The organism is Pseudoalteromonas sp. APC 3691, from assembly GCF_030408135.1.
Taxonomy (GTDB): Bacteria; Pseudomonadota; Gammaproteobacteria; order Enterobacterales; family Alteromonadaceae; genus Pseudoalteromonas.
The window spans coordinates 31,473-53,264 of sequence record NZ_JASDCB010000028.1; the positions used below are offsets into that span (position 1 = coordinate 31,473).

Here is a 21,792-nt window from a genome sequence, read left to right on the forward strand (position 1 = left end):
TCAAAATCCACGATAATGTCAGCTCCACACATCGTGCAGAACTAGTTGAGATCAATATGACTGAAAAAACATTTATCAAAGGTAAAGACCGCGACCTAGAATCGTCAATCTCTACCATGCAAAACAAGCTTAAAGCCCTAAACATTAATGTTGAAGAAGCGCTTTGGCTTAACCCTGTAGCTAACTGTTATTCGGTTCATATAAAAGACAGCGACTGCGGTGTTATGTTTACCAATGGTAAAGGCGCAACCGACAAAGCATCTATTGCTTCAGCACTCGGTGAATACTTTGAACGTTTAAGCTGTAACTACTTTTTTGCAGACTTTTATCTAGGTGAAGAATTTGCTAATGGCGAGTTTACTCATTACCCAAGCGAAAAATGGTTTAAAGTTGAAGGCGATGAAGTGCCAGAGGGCATTATGGATGAAAGCTTATGGGATTACTTTGACCCAGAGCGCGAACTAAACGCATCACACCTTTTTGATTTTAACTCAGGCAATATCGATCGTGGTATTTGTACCCTGCCATACACACGCCAACGCGATAACCAAGACGTATACATTCCGGTAAACGTTATCGGTAATATTTTTGTATCTAACGGTATGAGCGCAGGTAACACCAAGTTTGAAGCTCGTGTACAAGGTTTATCAGAAGTATTTGAACGTGCTATTAAAAACCGCATCATCGCCGAAGGTATTTGTTTACCAATCGTGCCTGAAGATGTTGTTAAGCAATACCCTAAAATTCACGAAGCGTGTGAAGAACTTCGCAGCCATGGCTTTCATTTACGTATTGCCGATGCATCACTTGGGGGCAAATACCCTGTAATGAGCGTAACGCTTATTAACCCAACAGATGGCTCTGTATTTGCTTCTTTTGGTGCTCACCCATCATTTGAAGTTGCACTTGAGCGTACCGTGACTGAGTTACTACAAGGTCGACGTCTTGATCAGCTAGATGTATTCCAACCTGCAACATTTGATAACGATGAAGTAGCAACACCAGAGAACATTGAACTGCACTTTATTGATTCAAGCGGTTTGATTTCGCATGATTTTTTCCGTGCAAAACCTGATTTTGAATTTGTACACTGGGACTTTAGCGGAACAACTGAAGAAGAATATAACTTCTGTACTGACCTAATTCATAGCATGGATCATGATATCTACATCATGGATTACACGCACCTAAACGTATACGCGTGTCGTATTTTAGTACCAGGCATGTCTGACATTTACCCTGTTGATGAGCTTATTTGGCGTAACAACAACGAAGGCGCAAAATTTCGCGAAACATTCCTATCGCTTGATCAGTACGATGCAGAGCAATGGATGGAAATTTACGACAGCCTTGAAGAAGCAGGCCACAGCGATATTATCCGCGCCGCAGAATTTATTGGCCTTGCAACCGATGCCGACACACCATGGCACACTCTGCGTATAGGTGAGCTTAAAGCGCACCTATGTTTAGCTGCAGGCAGCGAAGAAGCCATTGATTGGGTTGACTGGATACTTCATACAGGCCAAGTAAACGAAGAGGCAATGCGCCACTTCCGCTGTTTAAAAGCAGTTCTTGAAATTAAATACGATGACGAGCGCGAATACGCAGATTACCAAGATGCACTAGGCTTAATGTTTGGTGCTAATAATGTAGCGCTGGCTATAGAAATTGCCGAAGGTAAAAAGCAGTTTAACGGTTTAACTTTCCCTGGTTTATCGCTTGAAGGCTTTAAAAAGCATGCGGCGCTACTTGATGGTTACCGCAAGCTACATGTAGCAAAGCAAAATCACTGGGCGCGTGAAGTTAGCGACTCGTAACTCGCTAAACTACTAATTATAAAAAATAAACGGCGCATTTGTTAATGCGCCGTTTTCATTTGTGTAATAAATTAGCTATAGTTAATTTGCCTAAATTAACGCCACGATGTAGCTAATGCCACCATCTACTAACAATAAAAAAACGAACGTTCATAACTTTAAGTTGACCTTTTGGTTATCGCTTACGCTAACTGTACTAGTTGGTATCGTTCTTGATCGTATTAACTACAATCGTGTTAAAGATGCTCATCGCCTACAAATTCTTTCTGAAGTAAGTACATATCGAGCTCAATTAGAATCTATTTTAGTTTCTAATATCCAACTAGTTCGAGGTTTAGGTGTTGCCGTAGCGGCGCAGCCTGATTTACAGCAAACACAGTTTGAACAAATTGCCCAACCACTATTTAAAACCTCAAATGAGCTTCGCAATATTGGTGGCGCTCCCGATATGGTAATTCGTATGACTTACCCCTTAAAAGGTAATGAAAAAGCACTCGGTTTAAACTTTTTAGAAGAAAAAAACCAACGCGCTGATGCTATTAGAGCTCGCGATACAAATACCATTGTAATGGCTGGCCCATTAAAATTAATCCAAGGTGACATAGCACTTATAGCCCGCGTTCCTGTTTACATACCGCCAGAAAATCGCTTTTGGGGATTACTTTCAGTTGTTCTCAACATTGACAAAGTCTATGAAAATTCAGGTATTTATGAGCTAGAAAAAGAATACAACGTCGCTTTACAAGGCAGGCATGGACTTGGCAGCAAAGGGGAGTTTTTTTACGGTAATCAAAACATAATAGAGCAAGACCCCCTTGAGTTTACGTTAAGCTTTCAAGGTGGCAATTGGCAACTTTACGTAGCACCTAAAATAGGTTGGAGCCCACCAAATTCAGCTGTGTGGCCACTTAGGTTATCAATTATTATTATTTGCGGATTATTAATTTGGGCCTTTTTATTCTTTTTGAAAATGCTTAATCGTCAGCAACAAAACGAAAAAATGCTTGAAGCAATGAGTGATCTAGCCCAAATAGGCGCATGGTCATTTAACTTAGAAACGAAACAAGTATATTGGTCTGATATGACCAAAAAACTATTTAAATACCCATTAAATAACCAACCAGAATGGCCTACAGATTTAAATTACTTTAAACAAGGCACTAGCAGAGAAACAATTAAACCTTTAATTGAACGAGCCATAAAATATGGTGAAAGCTACGAAGTTGAATTAGAAGTAATGGATGAAGAAGGTGAATCTGTTTGGGTACTTGTACATGGTGAAGCAGAACGAAAAAATGGACGATGCACACATATCTTTGGCTCATTACAGAATATTGATACCCGTAAAAAAATTGAATTAGAAAATAATAAAACCGCATTACACAACGAAATTTTAGCCTCCCTGACCGTTAATAAATTAATATTAAATGGGCAACTTAGCCAATCAAAAGACATTATTACTAAAGCAATCTGCCAAGCATTTGATATTAAACGTGCCAGTATTTGGTTTTTTAATGAAGACAAATCCCAACTAAGCCCTTTTGCCATACATAGCAAACATTCGTCTAGTGATAAAATTGACTCTATTTGGCTAAGAAAAAATCTTCCCGGCTTTTTTAATGCAATAGATCACCAGCCTGTATTTAATGTGCCTGACGCCCAAGAACACCCAATACTCGAGCCAATTAAAGAACAGTATTTAATGACTCTCGAGATTAAATCAATGCTGTGCGTAATAATCCCTGCAGGAAGTGGCGCTATAGGAGTCGTCTGCGCAGAGCAATGCCAATCAAAACGCTACTGGTCTAAAAACGAAGAAAGCTTTTTAATTGCCGTTGCAGCGTTAATAGGCAGCTTGCACTCAAGCCAACAGCGAATTGAAACCGAACAAAAACTAGTTTCTGCCAAAGAAACCGCCGAACAAGCTGTTGAAGCTAAAAGTGAATTTTTAGCGAGTATGAGCCACGAAATTCGCACCCCAATGAACGGTGTTTTAGGTATGCTTAACATAATTAAGCAAACTCAATTGGACCTACAGCAAAAACATCATATTGAACTTGCTCAATCATCAGCTCAATCTTTGCTTAATATAATTAATGACATATTAGACTTTTCTAAAATTGAAGCCGGTAAGCTCGATATTGAAAACGTGCAATTTAATTTACCTCGGTTATTAGGCGAAGTGGTGGAGTCCTTTGCTTTAAAGGTAGAACAAAACAATACAAAACTTATTCTAGATGCTACTCAAATAACTGTTAGCGAGATAATTAGTGACCCTAACCGCTTGCGCCAAATTTTAAATAACTTAATTGGCAACGCGGTTAAATTTACTATTGATGGCGAAGTAGTCATTACTGCCAGAATAGATGAAACAACGGATGGCTCGTTCCTTCAATGTTCGATTATTGATACTGGTATTGGTATTGACCCTAAAAAACAAGCGTCGTTATTTGACTCATTCACACAAGCCGATGCTTCAACAACACGCCAATTTGGGGGCACAGGGCTTGGCCTTGCCATAGTAAAACAATTGTGCGAACTGATGAACGGTGAAGTGAGTGTAAACAGTATGCAAGGTGAAGGAAGTACATTTTCTTTCACAGTACAAATACAACCGCGCTTAAGTAAAGAACAAGATTTACCGAGTCATTTAATTAAAAACAAACATATTTTAATTATTGATGAGTGCTCGTTAAATGCTAACACCGCTAATAAGCAGCTCACTGTTTGGGGTGCAAAAGTTAATTGTATACATAACTATCTTGAGGTTGATGATTACTTAAGTAATATAACCACCCACCCTGGTGCTATTTTAGTTGATTACTACTTTTTTGAAAAAGCCCCACAAACGCATATCACCGCGCTTAAAAACTTTATAAATATGCATAGTTGCAAGTTAGTTATTATGGCGCCAATGAGTTATTCGTCTGAGGAGTCTAAAGTAGGTATGGAAGTCGACTGTATGATTTTCAAACCACTCACACCTTCTGATTTGTTTGACTCACTCACGAACGATAAATACATTGAACAACAGCAGCAACAAGCACAGCTGCAAAACAAGCTAACTAAAGCACCGGTACTCGATTCATCAGAGCCACAACTACTACTCGTTGAAGACAATAAAATAAACCAAGTAGTTGCCTCGGCGCTATTAAAGCAAGCAGGTGTGATTTTTGATATTGCTGAAAATGGACTTGAGGCAATTGTAAAGCTCAATGCAAAACAAGGTAAACCATATAAGCTAGTTTTAATGGATTGCCAAATGCCCGAAATGGATGGCTACCAAGCCACTAAAGCCATTAGAGAAGGTGATGCAGGTAAAGATAATGAAAATATTACTATTATTGCGCTAACAGCCAATGCCATGCAGGGCGATAAAGAAAAATGCCTAGCCGCAGGCATGAACGACTATTTAAGTAAGCCTCTCGATTTAGCAGCATTACAACCAAAGCTTCAACAATGGCTTGGCATTCAATAAAGGTGTAAGCTAATAAAATACGCTTACTAATTTGAGATTATTTATGCAGTTATCAACAAATCAACAACGTATTCTTGGTTGCCTATTAGAAAAACAAAGCACGACGCCAGAGCATTATCCGCTATCGTTAAACGCTCTCGTGAACGCATGTAACCAAAAGTCTAACCGCGATCCTGTGTTAAGTCTTACAGATGAAGACGTGCAAAACGCACTTGATGAACTAATAGAAATGCGTTTGGTTACAATAGATGAAGGTCTTTCGGGTCGCGTAAATAAATACGATCACCGCTTTTGCAACACTGAATTTAGTAATCTGCAATTTTCTGCTCAGCAGCGTGCCATTGTTTGTTTGTTACTTTTGCGTGGTGCTCAAACCCCTGGTGAATTAAGAACCCGCAGTGCTAGGCTTGCTGATTTTAATAACGTAAATGAAGTAGAGGCAGCGCTCAATAAACTGATTGAAAGCGAGTACGTCACAAAGCTAGAGCGTGAAGCTGGAAAACGTGACAGCCGATATATTCATTTATTTGGCGAACAACAAAATAATCCCGCCGATGCCTTTGTTGCTCTACCAAGCGAAGTAATTAAAGACAAAGAATTAAGCGATTTACTTGAAGAAGTAGAAAAATTAAAAGCAGAGCTTCGCCAAATAAAAGCTCATTTAAAACTTTAATTAATTAAAACTAAATCACATAATAAGTTTATTGCGTATCACATATTAAATTTTATAAGGAGCTGGCAATGCGCGCCGAAATTATGGCTGAAATGAAGGTTCAGTCAACGATTGATGTAAATGCTGAGATAACTCGTCGAGTTGCTTTTATTAAAGCACGTTTAGTAGCTGCTCACTCACGATCATTAATACTGGGTATTAGTGGTGGTGTTGACTCATCAACTTGCGGTCGCTTATGTCAACTTGCCGTAAACGAACTAAATAAAGAGCAAAACACAAACAAGTATCAGTTTATTGCTGTGCGCCTACCTTATGGTGTACAAGCTGACGAAGATGAAGCACAAATGGCGGTTGATTTTATTCAGCCAAGTAAACGTATGACCGTAAACGTACAACCTGCTGCTGATGCACTGCATGAGCAAGCGATAGCTGCCGTAGTTGGCTGTGGTGAAGCACTGCCTGAGCAAGCGCAAGTAGACTTTATTAAAGGTAATGTTAAAGCGCGCCAACGTATGGTTGCTCAGTACGAAATTGCAGGTTTTTGCCAAGGTTTAGTAGTAGGTACCGATCATAGTGCTGAAAACATTACTGGTTTTTATACTAAATTTGGTGACGGCGCGTGCGATTTAGCTCCGCTATTTGGTTTATCAAAACGCCAAGTGCGTGCACTTGCTACTGCGCTCGGTGCTCCAGCTTTATTAGTAGATAAAGCACCTACAGCTGATTTAGAAAGTGACCGCCCAGGCTTAACAGATGAAGAAGCACTTGGTTTGAGCTATGAGCAAATTGATGACTTTTTAGAAGGTAAACCTGTGTCTAATGATGTTGAACAAAAGCTTGTAAGTATTTACACGCGTACACAACATAAGCGACAACCAATTCCAACAATTTACGATTAATGTTTAGTAAATAAGAAAAGCAATTAACCCTTTGAGGATTAATTGCTTTTTTGATCGACAGATTAAGAAGCTGCGTATATTTTAATAAATTAACGCTTTGAATTTTATAATACCAATTGCATTAAATTAGTGAGCTATTATAGCCCTATGAAATAGCGATAAAATGATGATATTTTTAATTATATTGGTATAACTACCCGCCAAAGAGAACACTGCCTTATATGACATCGCCCATTTTAATTACCGGCGCAGGCCAACGTATTGGTTTAGCACTTGCTCAGCATTATATGGCTCAAGGGCAAGCTGTTGTTATTACGTATCGTACTCGTCACGCCGCTGTTGATAAATTAGAGCAACAAGGCGCTGTATGTATTTATGCCGATTTTAGTACCGATGAAGGTATTAGTACATTTATAAATACGCTTAAAGAGCATACAACATCGCTGCGCGCTATTGTTCATAACGCATCAAGCTGGGACTGCGAAGCTAACAACCCTGACTTTGCAGCACTGTTTGATAATATGATGCGAGTACATGCCAAAACACCGTATTTAATTAATTTAATGTGCGCAGAGCTGCTTTTAAACTATCAGCAAAATGAAAAAGTACCTGCCGATATAATACATCTTACTGATTATGTAGTTGAAACAGGCAGCCCTAAACACTTAGCTTATGCAGCAAGTAAAGCAGCACTCGACAACCTAACCAAATCGTTTAGCGCTAAATATGCGCCAAATATAAAAGTGAACTCGGTTGCTCCATCGCTCATTATTTTTAATGAACATGACGACGAGCAATATAGAGCTAAAACCCTTAAAAAATCATTAATGGGCATTGAACCCGGATGCCAAGAAATTATCAATAGCATTGATTTACTATTACAAAGCCACTACATCACAGGGCGCTCTTTGCCTATTGATGGCGGTCGTCATTTAAAGTAAATATAAATAAACTGAGATATTTATGCACAATGAATTAAAAGAAAGTTATGAAAAAATCATCACCGCTGTAGGTGAAGATGCTAACCGCGAAGGCTTACTTGATACGCCAAAACGTGCTGCAAAAGCAATGGAATATTTAACGCAAGGGTATCGTCAAACGCTTGATGAAATAACTAATAAAGCAGTATTTACATCTGACGCTGACGACATGGTGTTAGTACAAGACATAGAGCTCTACTCTATGTGTGAGCATCATTTACTGCCTTTTATTGGCCGTTGCCATATTGCTTATATACCAAACGGTAAAGTATTAGGCTTGTCTAAATTTGCCCGTATTGTTGATATGTTTTCACGCCGTTTTCAAATTCAAGAACAGTTAACGCATCAAATCGCTAAAGCAGTTGAAGAAGTTACTGGCGCGAAGGGCGTAGGCGTTATTGTTGAGGCAAGACACATGTGTATGATGATGCGTGGTGTAGAAAAGCAAAATTCAAGCATGCGTACATCAGTAATGTTAGGTAACTTTAGAAGCGATCCTAAAACACGTAACGAATTTTTGCAGCTTATAAAAGGTTAACCCTATGGCTAATGCAATCATTAACGTTACTAATTTACGCCTGCGTACGTTTATTGGCTTTAACCCCGATGAGCGTGAAAAAAAGCAAGATGTAGTGATCAATCTAGAGATTCATTACCCTGCTGATGACGCGTGTAAAACGGATGAAGTTGACCAAGCACTTAATTATAAAGTGATCACCAAAGAAGTAATTAGCTTAGTAGAGCAAGGCCACTTTTTACTGCTCGAAAAATTAGTGGCTGAAATTCTTGCGGTTTGTCACTCACACCCAAGTGTTCATTACGCTAAAGCACGTGTTGATAAACCACATGCACTGCGTTTTGCCGACTCAGTGTCGTTAACGCTCGATTGGGCTAAATAAGGCCTTAAAAAATTTATTTAAAAAAGCTTTTCGAATCCTACGGCAAGGGCGGTAACCGCTAAATAGCGAGCGCCTTTGCCTAGTGTTACTAGTAATAAAAACATACTAAAGCGTACTTTAAATATTCCCCCAATCACCGTTAATGGGTCTCCCACAACGGGTAACCAAGCAAACAACAAACTATACACACCGTATTTATTAAATTGCTTTTGTGCGCTATCAAGCCCTTTTTGCGATACCGGAAACCATTTTTTATCTTTAAAACGCAGTACCTGCGTGCCTAACCAGTAATTAACGCAGCTTCCCAATACATTTCCAAGCGTTGCGACGCACCACATAAGCCATAAGTTAACTTTACCTTGGGCAATCATTCCCACCATTATCACCTCAGAAGAGCTGGGCAATAATGTGGCAGATATAAATGCGCTAATAAATAACGTGAGATAAAGCATAATGCCCTTATGGCTAAACGTAAAAACCCAGCCTATAGCTGGGTTTATAATACCAATTTTATTAAAAACATAATCATTCTAGCGTATTAAATAACTCACTAATTTATTCAATTGGTATAAAAATAAACTGTATGTTTATTTTATCAAATTTAAACTAAACGGGTAATTAAACTCTTTACCTTCGTTAGCTTTAATACTCGCCATTACAACCATTACAAACCCAAAAATTGCCACTATAGGTAGTAATATTAAGCCTACTGCTACAAACATCAGTAAAAAACAAACTACATATGCAATTGCCATCGTTATTTGAAAGTTAAGCGCCTTTTTACCGTGCACGTCAACAACTGGCATTTCATCTCTTTTAATTAACCACACAATTAATGGCCCAATTATTGAGCCAAACGGCACAATAAATCCGGCAAGCGCACTCAAATGGCATAACATAGCCCACATACGGTCATCTTTATTAACTGGTTCAACCTGTTGATTTTCTTCCATAACACTCTCCTTTTTGTTTTATGTATGTTGCCTCTTAACTAAACAAATGTCTACAAATCAACCAACGTATTTGTATTTAAAAATCACAGCGTAAAATCTTGTGATAAAAAAGTGATAAGTTTGTGAGAGTTTCTGGAGACGATTATTCAATACTTAACTCGAATCATCACTTACAGGAAATAATAATGAAAGCTTCTACATTAACAATCGCAATTCTTTTAGCGGCAGCTAGCCAATCGACTATGGCCGCAGAATTAGACCTAAAAGTTACTAACCTAACCAAAGGTATTCACTTTACTCCACTGTTAATCACAGCACACAACAGCGAAGACACACTGTTTGAAGTAGCAACGCAAGCATCTACAGCACTACAAACAATGGCTGAAGGCGGCAATATTGCAGAGCTAGTTGCACAAGCAACTGCTGCGGGTAGTGATATGGCTGCAAACCCAGCTGAAGGTTTACTTGCACCAGCCGCATCTACAACGGCAACACTGAGCACGACCGACGGTAATGAGTACCTATCTTTAACTGCAATGATGCTACCAACTAATGATGGCTTTATAGGCTTAAACAGTTGGAAAATACCAACAGAAGCGGGTACTTACATTATTAATTTAAATGCTTACGATGCAGGCACAGAACAAAACAATGAGCTTGTAGTTGAAGGCTCTGGCGCACCAGGTACTCCGGGTATTCCTGCTGCTCCAGGTGGCGACGCTGGCACTGGCGGTACAGGTGTATTAAGTGGTGATACAAATACTAACATTCATATTCACCCGGGTAGCTTAGGTGATGACGATTTAGAAGCGGGTAATAGCGATTTAAGTAATACAGTACACAGATGGTTAAACCCAGTAGCACAATTAACCGTTACAGTTAAGTAGGATCATGATTATGTCATCTGCTAACAACCTTAAAAAAAGTCTACTAGTGCTTGCACTTGCAACCACACTTGCAGCGTGTAGCGATAATGATAACGACCCAGTTGTTGAAGAGCCGGTCGTTGTTGAGCCAATTGTTGTAGAACCTGTGATCAGTGAGTTTACTATTACTTTTAGTAACTTAACTGCAGGACAGCCTTTGTCACCACTCTCTGTCATTGCTTTTGAAGATGAAGCACCTTGGACATTCGGTACAACAGCTTCTGTTGGTTTAGAAATGCTTGCAGAAAGCGGTGCAAATGAAGAATACCTCAGCTACGAAAGTGCACTTGCTGCAGTTTCAGCTGAAGGCGCTATTGGCCCTGGTGAAACCACCACAGTAATCATTACTGTTGAAGAGCAAGAAACGCTTAATTTGTCATTTGCTGCCATGCTTGGGAATACAAATGATGCTTTTACCGGTCTTAGTTCTTTAGATGTATCAACATTAGAAGTTGGCGGTTCGTTATCACGCACTACGACTGCTTATGATGCGGGTACGGAAGCAAATACAGAAACAGCTGAAACTGTGCCAGGTCCTGCCGCTAGCGGTGAAGGGTTCAACGAAATACGTGACGATACAGCCGATATAATAACGATGCATCCAGGCATTGTTTCAAATCAAGATGGATTATCTACATCAGCACTTGGTGTTGAACATAAGTTTGATAACCCAGTATCGAAAATAGTAATTACGCGCACGCAGTAACGTTCCAGCTTGTAATGGGGAAGTAAGGGAGCACGGATGCCCCCCTTTTTACGAGGTAATACATGCGTCACGAAAAAATATTAGTAGTAGAAGATGACAGAGAAATAGGTAAGTTAATTACCACGCAGCTAACGTCGCTTAACTTACATGTTGATCATGTTGTAAGCGCAGAACTAGCCTTAAAAAAATAGCTAAGCATCCCTACGGACTTATTTTACTCGATATAAACTTACCGCAAATGGATGGTTTGAGCTTATGCCGAAAAATAAAAGAGCATTACCCAACTACCTCCGTAATTTTACTCACCGCGCTGAGTAGCGATATGGACAGAGTTATTGGCCTTGAAATGGGCGCCGATGATTATATTTGTAAACCCTTTTTTGCACGCGAATTACAAGCCAGAGTAAAAACCCAATTACGCCACAGAGCACAACTACTCGCAGGCCAAAACAACGACAACTCCCCCGTTGATAGCGAACAAACGCTAAACGTAGGGTCACTCCACATTGAGTTCAGTTCGCACCAAGTGTATTTAGGCAAGCAAGCCCTTAACCTTACCGCCACCGAATTTGATTTACTCGTTTACTTTGCACGCCATCCTAATCATGTTTTTAGCCGCCAGCAGTTACTCGATAAAGTATGGGGTTACCAACACAGTGGTTACGAGCACACGGTTAATTCACATATAAACCGCTTACGTGCCAAGCTAGAAGAACACCAACAAGCGCCTATCATCGAAACAGTTTGGGGGGTTGGTTACAAACTAAACCCTAGCCAACTCAATTAAGACACCTATTATGAAATTATCTTTGTATCAAAAATTAGTTATATCGCTAGTCGTAATTTTTTGTTTTATTTGCGCCCTAGTTTACGGCTGGAGCAAGCAATTAGAACTGACTTCAAAACACCACGCCGAACAAAATCTGCACTTAGCGTTAGCGGAACATTTAGTACAAGATAACCCACTAATAAAAGAAGGGGTTTACGACTATAAAGCGCTTGAAAACCTCTTCCATACCTTAATGTTATTAGGTCCTGCGTTTGAATTTTATTTTGTAGACGAAACCGGAAAAATTCTTACTTACTCAGCAAAGCCGGGTAAAGTTAAACGCACGCACATTAGTTTAACGCCCTTAAAAAGGCTGATTAACGACCCAAGCGCTGCACCTATTTATGGTGATAATCCTCGTAATAAAGAGCAACAAAAAATATTTTCAGCCGCGCCAGTATTTAATCAAGATAAGCTACAAGGTTATTTATATGTAATTATTGGTGGTGAGGCTTACGATACCTCACTAAGCACTGTAAAAAATAATGACAAGTTATGGCTAGCTGCTTTATGGCTTGGCTCTGCACTCGCATTTTTATTTATTGCGATGCTAATTTTACTACGTTTTTTTACCAACCCAATTCAGCGCTTAGCACGCGATGTTAGTAATATTGAAGCCGCTAACTACAGCCTTACCGACACCAAGCTAAGTAACTATTCAACGCAAAAAAGTAACGAAGTGCATAGTTTAGGGCGAAGTATTCAAGCCATGTTAACGCGTATTAATGAGCAGTTTAAAGCGCTTGAACAAGGCGATAAACAACGCAAAGAGTTGCTGACCCATCTATCGCACGACCTACGTACACCACTTGCTTCACTGCAGGGGTTTTTAGAAGTATTAAATCAGTCGGGTGAACAACTAAGTAAACAAGAGCAGCAAGAATACTTACAGGTATCGCTTAATAATTGCGGGCAATTAAAGCTACTCATAGAGCAAATATTTGAGCTTGCTCACTTAGAAAATGGCGAAATAAGTATAAATAAAGAAACCTTTAATTTAGGTGAACTCATTTACGATTGCATGGCAAAATTTAGTTTAGCCGTTGACAAAAAAGGCATTAGTTTGTCGGTAGAACCTGCGATTTGTGATTTTCCTGTGGTTGCCGATATCGCTAAGCTAGAGCGAGTACTGAGCAATTTAATTGATAATGCAATTAGGCACACCCCTCGCGGCGGCAGCATTGCAGTACATGTAAAACGCAGTGAAGATAATCAATTATTTGTGCATGTATCAGACACGGGTGTAGGCATAAAAGAAGATGAGCTGAATGCTATTTTTGACCCGCACTACCAAGCAAGTAATTCTAATAAAGAGGGGCGCCAGCAAGGTGGTTTAGGATTGGCTATTTGCAGAGGGTTATTAAAACTGATGGATAGTGAAATTTACGTACAAAGTGAAATTGGTAAAGGCACTATGTTTAGCTTTAATTTACCACAAAAAAAGGTGCTTTTTTAAAAAGCACCTTATTGAGTTAAATCTATTTAAATATAAAGAGTAACTACTTTTTAATACCTGCTAAATCAAGCATAAATGCATAGTTTAGCGCGGTATCTTCTAAGCGTTTAAAGCGACCCGATGCACCACCGTGCCCTGCTTCCATATCTATTTTAAACAGTAACTTATTGTCATCAGTTTTATAGTCACGCAACTTAGCAACCCATTTTGCAGGCTCAAAGTATTGAACTTGCGAATCGTGCAAGCCAGTCGTTACTAGCATATTAGGATATGCTTGCTTAGATACTTGGTCGTATGGCGAGTAAGACAGCATGTAATCGTAATACGCTTTTTCGTTCGGATTACCCCACTCGCCGTATTCATTTGTTGTAAGCGGAATGCTCGCATCAAGCATTGTGGTTACTACATCTACAAACGGTACCGCAGCAACCATGCCTTTATAAAGCTCAGGCGCTTGGTTTGCTACTGCGCCCATTAATAAGCCACCAGCACTGCCACCTAACGCAAATATTTCATCTTTTGCGCCATACTTTTGAGAAACCAATGCTTTAGTTACATCAACAAAGTCATTAAACGTATTCTTTTTAGTGAGTAGCTTGCCGTCTTCGTACCAAGGGCGACCTAGCATTTGTGAGCCACGTACATGGGCAATTGCAAATACAAAGCCACGGTCAAGTAAACTCAAACGCGTGCTTGAAAAAGTAGGATCCATGGTTGCGCCATAAGAGCCGTAACCGTATTGCAGTAGCGGGTTAGTACCATCTTTTTTAAACGCGTCTTTACGGTAAACTAAGCTTACCGGTACTTTTATGCCATCACGTGCTGTTACAAAAATACGCTCTGAGGCGTAATTATCAGCATCAAAATCACCTAATACAGCTAGCTGTTTAAGTAGTTTTTTATCGCCAGTCGCTAAATCTACATCGTACGATGAACCAGGTGTAGTCATGCTTGTGTAGTAAACTCGTAACGTGCTGCTATCTATATCGTTATTACCATAAGTACCAATTGTATAAGCGCTATCGTTAAAGCTCAGTGGTAACTCTTTACCTGTTTTTAAATCACGCGCAATCAACTTTGATTGGCCCATTTCACGTTCTTGGTAAACTAAGTAGTCATTAAATAAATCAATGCCTTCGAGTTTAATATCATCGCGCGCTGGGATCACACTTTGCCAATTAGCCTTGTCGCCTGCTTTATCAATATCAACTTTCATCAGCTGAAAATTTACAGCATTTAAGTTAGTTACAATGTAGTAAGTATTCCCTAGCTTCGAAATATCATATTCAAGCCCTGCTTCGCGCTCAATTAAGCGTTTAGGCATTGCCTTAGTATCATCAGCACTTAATACAGATACGCCTGATGCAGCCGTGCTGCTGTGCCAAATATAAATTTCTGACTCATCTTTGCTTTTACTCATACCCATGTAGTAACTGGTATCAGTTTCTTCGTAAATTAGCTCATCATCAGCTTGCGATGTACCTAATGTATGACGATACACTTGGTAACCTAGTAGAGTTTGTAAATCTTTTTTAATGTAGTAAACCGTTTTATTATCGTTTGCCCACACAATGCCACCGTTGGTGCCTTCAAGTGTGTCTTCGAGTAATTTACCGGTAGTTAAATCTTTTATTTTTACGCTATAAATACGACGACTAACAGTATCTTCGCCATAAGCCATTAAATTGCCATTAGGGCTTACATCTAAACCACTTACTGCATAATAATCATGACCTTTAGCAAGCTCATTTACATCTAAAATAACTTGCTGATCGGTACCTGCAAAATCGCTGCTGCGTAAGTAAGTAGTGTACTCGTTATCGCCACGTGTTTGTGTTGAGTAAAAATAATCACCGTTTTTAACTGGGACCGAATCATCGTCTTTTTGAATACGCCCTTTTAGCTCTTCAAACAACTCACTTTGCAGCGTTTTAGTATGTGCGAGCATTGCATCAGTGTATGTGTTTTCAGCTTCTAAATAGTTAATTACCTCTGGTGCTTTACGTTCATCATCACGTAGCCAATAGTAATCATCAATGCGTGTATCACCATGAATAGTCATTTCATGTGGCACTCTTTTAGCAACCGGCGCAACAGCTTGTGCAACTTGAACCGTTTTAACTTGTGTATTACTTTTTTTGGTTTCTTCAGGGGCTTGATTACAGCCACTTAAAATAGCGAGTGATAGTGCTGCGAGTGCGAATGGAGTACGTTTCATCAGTCAAAGTCCTTGTTGTATTTTTATTTTTTATTAAGTAATTAAATATACCTAAAAATAACCTGTGTTGTGATTTAGTTTGTGAAGCTATGTAAAGTAAATCAACGTAATTCCTCTTTTCTTAATAAGCCTACATCAGGTACTCTGTAGATATATAAATCACTTTTAAGCTCAACTGATTAAGGGTAGTAATGAATAGCGAAGTAATTAACATTTTAACTATGGCAAAAGTAATTCAAACGGCCGTTGCTCCCGTATTTTTAATCACAGGTATAGCAGCAACTTTAGGTGTTTTGTCTAATCGCTTAGCACGAATTACCGACAGGGCGCGTTTACTAGAGCGAAGATTAAAAGTAAATACAGATGACGATTTTAATAAGTCGCTAGCAACAGAGCTGCGCGCCTTATTAAAAAGATCTCGATGTATACATATTGCTTTTAGCTTAAGCGTATTAAGTGCCTTACTTGTATGTGCTGTGGTTATGTTTTTATTTTTGTCGCACATACAATCAATTAACTTAAGCGTGACCATTGCTTGTTGTTTTGTAGCTGCAATGGCGTTACTCATTTGTGCATTTATTTCGTTATTAGGTGAAGTGTTTTTAGCAACCCGCAGCATGCGAAGAGGCATGATATTTGCCGATATAGGCATTAATGATTAACTTTTCATTAAATCCGTCGTATTCGCTTGAATAAAGATGACGTTACATACAAGATATTAAATTAGGAATAATACTCAACAGGGGCAAACTATGAAATTGAAAAAAGTATTAGCAGGTATAGCATTAGCTACATGTGCACTTAGCGTATCGGCAAATTCTGCATTTAAAGAACCAAGTGACGCGATTGAATACCGCCAAGCAGCGTTTTCAATGATCTCAGTACAAATTGGTGACATGGGCGCAATGCTAAAAGGTAAAGTACCTTTTGACGCAGAGCAATTTAAAATGCGTGCTAACAACGCTGCTGCACTTTCAAAAATGCCATGGGAAGCGTTTTACGAAGGGACAGATAAAGGCGACACAGCTGCACTTGCTGCTGTTTGGGCCGAAAATGCAACCTTTGTTGAAAAAGCGAATGCTTTTGCAGCAAATGCAGATAAGCTAGCGTTAGCTGCTCAATCGGGCGATAAAGCCGTAATTGGTAAAGCTTTTGGCGCATGGGCTAAAGGCTGTAAAGATTGCCATAAGCAATTTAAAGATTAATTATTGTTGTAGCCAGTTTAACAACAATAAATAGATAATAAAAAAGCACTGAGCGTTAATAACGGTCAGTGCTTTTTTTATGTTTTTTATCTACGAGACTTTCACAGCTCGGCTTTTAAACGGGCGCTTAAACACAGCACCAATATCACCTAAAATAATATATAGGCATGGCACTAATATAAGCGTTATTAACGTTGCAAACATAACAGCAAAGCCAAGTGCTACTGCCATAGGTATTACAAACTTAGCCTGCAGGCTTGTTTCAAACATAATAGGTAATACACCAGCAAAGGTTGTTATAGACGTTAATAGTATTGCTCTAAAGCGGGCACAACCGGCTTCTATTACTGCATTTTTAACGCTAACACCTTCGCGGCGAACTTGGTTTACATAATCGGTCATTACAAGTGAGTCATTAATCACAACCCCTGCTGCGGCAATTAAGCCAAAGCCCGACATTAAGCTCATATCTAAATCAAACCAATAATGACCCCAAATAGCCCCGGTTAAACTAAACGGAATAACCGACATTACAATAAGCGGTTGTGAATAGCTTTTAAGCGGCACAGCTAGCAGTATGTATACTAAAATCATTCCGCCAATAAAAAACATTATTTGCTCATTAGCTTGAGCTTGCTGCTCTTCTATTGCGCCACCAAGCTCTGATTTAACACTTGGGAATTCTTCTATTAGCTGTGGCAGTAGATTTTCTTTTACTTGCTTAACCACTTCGCCTGGCTCAATTTGCTCTTCATCAATATTGCCATAAACATACACGGTACGGTAACCACCTTCGCGGCGTATATAGCTAATACCTGGCGTTTCTGTTAGCTCTACTACATCACCAAGAAGTACTTCTCGCCCCTGTGGGGTAGTAACAACGGTGTGCTTAAGCGATGAAAATGCCTCACGAGTCAGCTTAGGGTAACGTACCATTACGCGTACTTCTTCGCCGTTTCGGATTACGCGCTGCGCTTCGCCACCATAAAAACTGGCTCCCACTTGATTTGCAATACCTGCCAAATCTAAGCCTAAATCATAAGCAACAGGTTTAAGGCTCATTTGCACTTCTTTGCTCGCAGGATCTATGGTTGAGCTAATATCAAACAACCCTTTTTGCTGTTGAAGTAATTGAATAAAACGACGACCCGCTTGATTTAAAGTATCTATGTCTGAGCCATACAGTAAATAGCCAAACTCGCCGCCGCCATTACCACCGCCGCCACCAACATCGTCTTGAATAGTTAACGACTTAATACCAGCAATAGTCGGCATAGCCTCACGCCATCGGCGAGAAAGCTCAAATGCATTGTATGGACGTGAATCTTCGTCAACTAATGGAGCTAGTAACTGCGACTCAGTTCTGCCTTGGTTAAATACCAATACATCACGAATAATTTTTTGGCCAAATTCACGCTCTGTTTCTTCATCGACTCTAAGTACCATAGCTTCTATTTCGCGAATAGCGGCAATGGTTTGTAAATCAGAAACATTATCGTTCATTTCAACTTGTATTTGTGGAAAGTCATGCGGCACTTTAGGAGTTGGAACTGTACGTACTTTATTAGACGTAATAAGTGCAATACTGATTATAAACATTGCAATAAAAGCAAACAAAACAGTCCAGCGCCAATCAACACACTTAGCAATAAAACGTTTATATGGACCATTTACGAAACCAAAAAAGCGTGTATTGAAGCGATCGCGCCAACCACCTTTTTTGATCGGCGAAAAGTGCGTATGAGCAATGTGAGCTGGCAGTATCAGCTTTGATTCAATCAAACTAAATACTAAACACAGCATTACTACAACGGCTATACCATAAAAGAAGGCACTTTCTGGCCCGCTCGACATTGTGAATGGTGCAAATACAGCAATCGTTGTTAACACACCAAAGGTTGCAGGGGTCGCGACTCGGTTAGCGCCACGCACAACATTTTCTACACCACCGCCGCTTTTTTCAACTTCGGTGTAGGCAGCTTCCCCTATCACTATGGCATCATCCACCACGATGCCGAGCACCATTATAAAAGCGAATAACGAAATAATATTAATGCTAATGCCAAATAGCGGCATCATCATCATGGCCCCTAAAAAACATACAGGTAAGCCAATCATTACCCAAAGCGCTAGTTTAAATCGCAAGAATAACGACAACATAATTGCCACCAAAATTGCACCTTGAAACAGGTTAGCTTTCATCATATCAAGGCGAGCATTTAGGTAGTAGGTCATATCCATTAATGGCTCTAATCGAATACCTGGCGGTAGCTGCTTATTTTTTTGATCAATAAACGCTTTAACCGAATCCGCAACGGGAATCATGTTTTGCTCTTGCGTTGCTTTAACCGATAAATACACCGCGTTTTCGCCATTAAACTTAAAGTAGCGCTCACCTTCGATAAATTGATCTTTAATAACTGCAATATCTTGCAGTAAAACCTTAGCGCCATACTCGCCAATTTTTACCGGAATTTGCCTAAACTCTTCACCTGAGTAAAACTGATTCTCGACGCGAACAGAAATAACACCTGCGTCTGTTTTTAGCTGCCCCGCCGAAAAGTTAGCTGAGTAACGGCGTACCGCATTCATCACATCACTAAGGGTTAGATTATATTGGCGCAGCGTATCGGGGTCTATCTCAATTGCAATTTCGTCAAGCGGTACATCGTTTTCAACGAGTGAAACATTAGATAACTGTAGTAACTCATCCTCTATTTGGTTTGCTATAGGCTTAAGCTCTGTAAGTGGTAAATCAGCAACGAGCGTCATACCTATTACGTCTTGCCTAAACTCAACTTGACTTATGGTGACCGGTTCCATACCCGCCGGAAAAGTCGCAATACCATCAACACGCAACTTTACTTTATCAAGCACATCGGTAAGTTTTGCATCGGTGTTTATTTCCAGGCTGGCTGTACCGCCATTTCTAAATGCGCGATACACGCCTTTTTTAATTTCGGTTATATCTTTAAGTGACTCTTCAACTTTTATAAGAATACTTTCTTCTATTTCCTGAGGAGATGCACCGGGGTAATTAGCCTCAATATTAATGTAGTTAATCTCTACATTAGGAAACATTTGACGCTGAATCGTAAAGTAACTTATAGCCCCCATAATAATGATAAAAAACATCATTAAATTAGCGGCTACTGAATTATTAGCAAAGTAGGCAATTAGCCCTGTTTGTTTTTGTTGTATTGACTCGCTCATAACTATTACACCCTACAGCTGTTGCGTGTTTGAAGTGCTCGTTTCTGAGCTTTCAGGTTTTGCAGCTACACCTGCAATTTTAACCTGCATTCCTTTTTGCGGGTATTCAGGTAAAGTAATAACGAGTTTGTCATCGGCATTTAAACCACTGCTAATATAAAAATACTCACCCTCTTCACGAATAACCGTTACTTTGCGAGGCTCTAGTTCTTGGTTTTCGTTTACTACCCACACAGTTTGGTTGTTAACTAAAGCTTGCGGTAAGCGGTAAATATTATTAAGCATTGCACCTGCAAAATTTACCTGTACGTAGCTGCCAAACTTAATGGCTGGTTGTATGTTTTTAAGACCGTATGGGTCTTCTATACGCACTACTAAACTACTCATACGCGTAGCGTTATCAACAATCCCTAGGTCGCGGTCAATTACACCTTCACGGGTGAAGCTGTTTAGGCCTTTTTGAATAATCGTTGCGGTAATACCTTTAATACGTTCTGGCAAAAAAACGCTATCGAACCCTGCTATAGGAATAATCACTTCAGCGGTCTCAATATTATTGAGTTCAGCAACTTGCGAACCCATAGTGACAAATTGTCCTACACCTATATTTCGACTAATAACCAATGCATCGTAAGGGGCTGTTACTTCACAATTATCTAAGTCACGTTGTGCACGTTTTAATGCAGCTTGCGCCGACTTAACAGATGCCTGCGCACTTAACACTTGAGGCTTACGTAAAAATAAGTCGGTACGCGCTTTACTTGGAAAGCGCTTGGCTTCGTCTTCGGCTACTTGAGCTTGAGCTTGTTCCTCTATTAAACCCGCTTGTGCGCGAGCAAGCTCGGCCTCTGCAACAAGTACTGCTGCTTCATAATTATCTTTTTCGATAGTGAATAACGTTTCACCGCGAGCAACTATGCCACCAGCTACAAAATTAGGATGCCAACTTAACACCTCGCCCGACACCTGCGCCGAGAGCTGTGTATTTTCAAGAGGCTTTACTTCACCGTAGCTATTAATAATAACTTGATGATCGTTTGCAATCACTGGCTCAACTTGCACTGTTGGACGAGTATCAATTACTTCTTTTTTTTCTGGCTCTTGTGCAATGGCATTTATTCCCATAAAGCCAACAACACCAACAATGAGCGCCACAAATGGAAAAACCCATCTAAGTGAATTTGTTTGCATATTCTATTATCCCCAAAACTCTATTAACATCATAATACCAGAGCCTTATGAAACATTAAGGTGACATTTGTAAGCAACTGTTACAAATGCATGTATTAATAGATAAAATAAAGGCGGTAATTCAAAAACGACTAGGGCGTGTTGATCTTTGTGGTATGAAAAACAAACAGCATGAAGATAAGGTATAATTGAATTCGCCAGAAAACTTTACACCGAACCTATATGCCAAGATTAATGTTAACAGACGGGACATGGAATGTCTTATCAAAAGTAATGTACTTAAGTGGTCGAATTTATAATAAGCCCGACCATAGAAAAACGCTCGAAGGCATACTGTATAAGATGCGCA

General features: G+C 39.7%; 17 protein-coding genes and 2 pseudogenes. 14 read left to right on the forward strand and 5 right to left on the reverse strand.

Features of this window, described 5'->3' with window-relative positions; translation table 11 throughout:
* The first annotated feature begins 56 nt into the window (after positions 1-56).
* The 7 genes from ycaO to folX all read left to right on the forward strand — a co-directional run bounded on the left by ycaO (position 57) and on the right by folX (position 8,746).
* Positions 57-1,817, forward strand: a complete 1,761-nt coding sequence (gene ycaO, locus QL998_RS10770; protein ID WP_024595461.1) for a 30S ribosomal protein S12 methylthiotransferase accessory factor YcaO — start codon at positions 57-59, stop codon at positions 1,815-1,817.
* A 115-nt stretch (positions 1,818-1,932) separates the two neighbouring features.
* Positions 1,933-5,295, forward strand: a complete 3,363-nt coding sequence (locus QL998_RS10775) for an ATP-binding protein (RefSeq protein ID WP_290192667.1) — start codon at positions 1,933-1,935, stop codon at positions 5,293-5,295.
* Positions 5,296-5,338: 43 nt separating this feature from the next.
* Complete coding sequence (locus QL998_RS10780; protein ID WP_002962344.1) at positions 5,339-5,968, forward strand: YceH family protein; 630 nt, start codon at positions 5,339-5,341, stop codon at positions 5,966-5,968.
* 68 nt (positions 5,969-6,036) lie between these two features.
* Positions 6,037-6,867, forward strand: a complete 831-nt coding sequence (gene nadE, locus QL998_RS10785) for an ammonia-dependent NAD(+) synthetase (protein ID WP_290192668.1) — start codon at positions 6,037-6,039, stop codon at positions 6,865-6,867.
* 221 nt (positions 6,868-7,088) lie between these two features.
* Entirely contained in the window at positions 7,089-7,808 is a 720-nt protein-coding gene (gene folM, locus QL998_RS10790) for a dihydromonapterin reductase (RefSeq protein WP_290192669.1), read from the forward strand.
* 22 nt (positions 7,809-7,830) lie between these two features.
* Entirely contained in the window at positions 7,831-8,385 is a 555-nt protein-coding gene (gene folE / locus QL998_RS10795) for a GTP cyclohydrolase I FolE (protein ID WP_290192670.1), read from the forward strand.
* Between the two features lie 4 nt (positions 8,386-8,389).
* The gene (gene folX, locus QL998_RS10800) at positions 8,390-8,746 is read left to right on the forward strand and encodes a dihydroneopterin triphosphate 2'-epimerase (RefSeq protein WP_007377309.1); all 357 of its coding nucleotides are present in this window, start codon (positions 8,390-8,392) and stop codon (positions 8,744-8,746) included.
* 17 nt (positions 8,747-8,763) lie between these two features.
* On the opposite strand, the gene QL998_RS10805 is transcribed toward folX, so the two are convergent.
* Positions 8,764-9,198: a YqaA family protein gene (locus QL998_RS10805; RefSeq protein WP_290192671.1), complete on the reverse strand. Its 435-nt coding sequence runs from the start codon at positions 9,196-9,198 to the stop codon at positions 8,764-8,766.
* Between the two features lie 135 nt (positions 9,199-9,333).
* Positions 9,334-9,699 carry a DUF4870 domain-containing protein gene (locus QL998_RS10810; RefSeq protein WP_007580507.1) on the reverse strand — a complete coding sequence of 122 codons (366 nt, stop codon included), beginning with the start codon at positions 9,697-9,699 and terminating at the stop codon, positions 9,334-9,336.
* 185 nt (positions 9,700-9,884) lie between these two features.
* Between QL998_RS10810 and QL998_RS10815 the strand changes: the two genes are divergently transcribed.
* From QL998_RS10815 to QL998_RS10830, 4 genes and pseudogenes are all read left to right on the forward strand, one after another.
* Positions 9,885-10,586 (forward strand): spondin domain-containing protein, encoded by a 702-nt coding sequence (locus tag QL998_RS10815; protein WP_290192672.1) that lies wholly within the window; start codon positions 9,885-9,887, stop codon positions 10,584-10,586.
* Between the two features lie 10 nt (positions 10,587-10,596).
* Complete coding sequence (locus QL998_RS10820) at positions 10,597-11,331, forward strand: spondin domain-containing protein (RefSeq protein WP_024607274.1); 735 nt, start codon at positions 10,597-10,599, stop codon at positions 11,329-11,331.
* A gap of 62 nt (positions 11,332-11,393) precedes the next feature.
* A pseudogene (locus tag QL998_RS10825) lies at positions 11,394-12,118 on the forward strand (response regulator transcription factor).
* A 10-nt stretch (positions 12,119-12,128) separates the two neighbouring features.
* On the forward strand, positions 12,129-13,616 hold the full coding sequence (locus tag QL998_RS10830; protein WP_024605412.1) for a HAMP domain-containing sensor histidine kinase: 1,488 nt from the start codon (positions 12,129-12,131) through the stop codon (positions 13,614-13,616).
* Between the two features lie 43 nt (positions 13,617-13,659).
* Here the strand turns inward: QL998_RS10830 and QL998_RS10835 are convergent, their stop codons facing one another.
* Positions 13,660-15,834 carry a S9 family peptidase gene (locus QL998_RS10835; RefSeq protein WP_290192673.1) on the reverse strand — a complete coding sequence of 725 codons (2,175 nt, stop codon included), beginning with the start codon at positions 15,832-15,834 and terminating at the stop codon, positions 13,660-13,662.
* Positions 15,835-16,025: 191 nt separating this feature from the next.
* Here QL998_RS10835 and QL998_RS10840 point away from each other — a divergent pair, with 191 nt between their 5' ends.
* Together QL998_RS10840 and QL998_RS10845 are read left to right on the forward strand one after the other, a co-directional pair.
* Positions 16,026-16,496 carry a DUF2721 domain-containing protein gene (locus tag QL998_RS10840; RefSeq protein WP_121953461.1) on the forward strand — a complete coding sequence of 157 codons (471 nt, stop codon included), beginning with the start codon at positions 16,026-16,028 and terminating at the stop codon, positions 16,494-16,496.
* Positions 16,497-16,586: 90 nt separating this feature from the next.
* Positions 16,587-17,039 (forward strand): cytochrome c, encoded by a 453-nt coding sequence (locus QL998_RS10845; protein WP_024598794.1) that lies wholly within the window; start codon positions 16,587-16,589, stop codon positions 17,037-17,039.
* A 90-nt stretch (positions 17,040-17,129) separates the two neighbouring features.
* On the opposite strand, the gene QL998_RS10850 is transcribed toward QL998_RS10845, so the two are convergent.
* Complete coding sequence (locus QL998_RS10850; RefSeq protein WP_290192674.1) at positions 17,130-20,252, reverse strand: efflux RND transporter permease subunit; 3,123 nt, start codon at positions 20,250-20,252, stop codon at positions 17,130-17,132.
* Between the two features lie 12 nt (positions 20,253-20,264).
* Positions 20,265-21,443, reverse strand: a complete 1,179-nt coding sequence (locus tag QL998_RS10855; protein WP_290192675.1) for an efflux RND transporter periplasmic adaptor subunit — start codon at positions 21,441-21,443, stop codon at positions 20,265-20,267.
* 222 nt (positions 21,444-21,665) lie between these two features.
* Between QL998_RS10855 and QL998_RS10860 the strand changes: the two are divergent.
* A pseudogene (locus QL998_RS10860) lies at positions 21,666-21,792 on the forward strand (IS5/IS1182 family transposase); the annotation flags it as partial.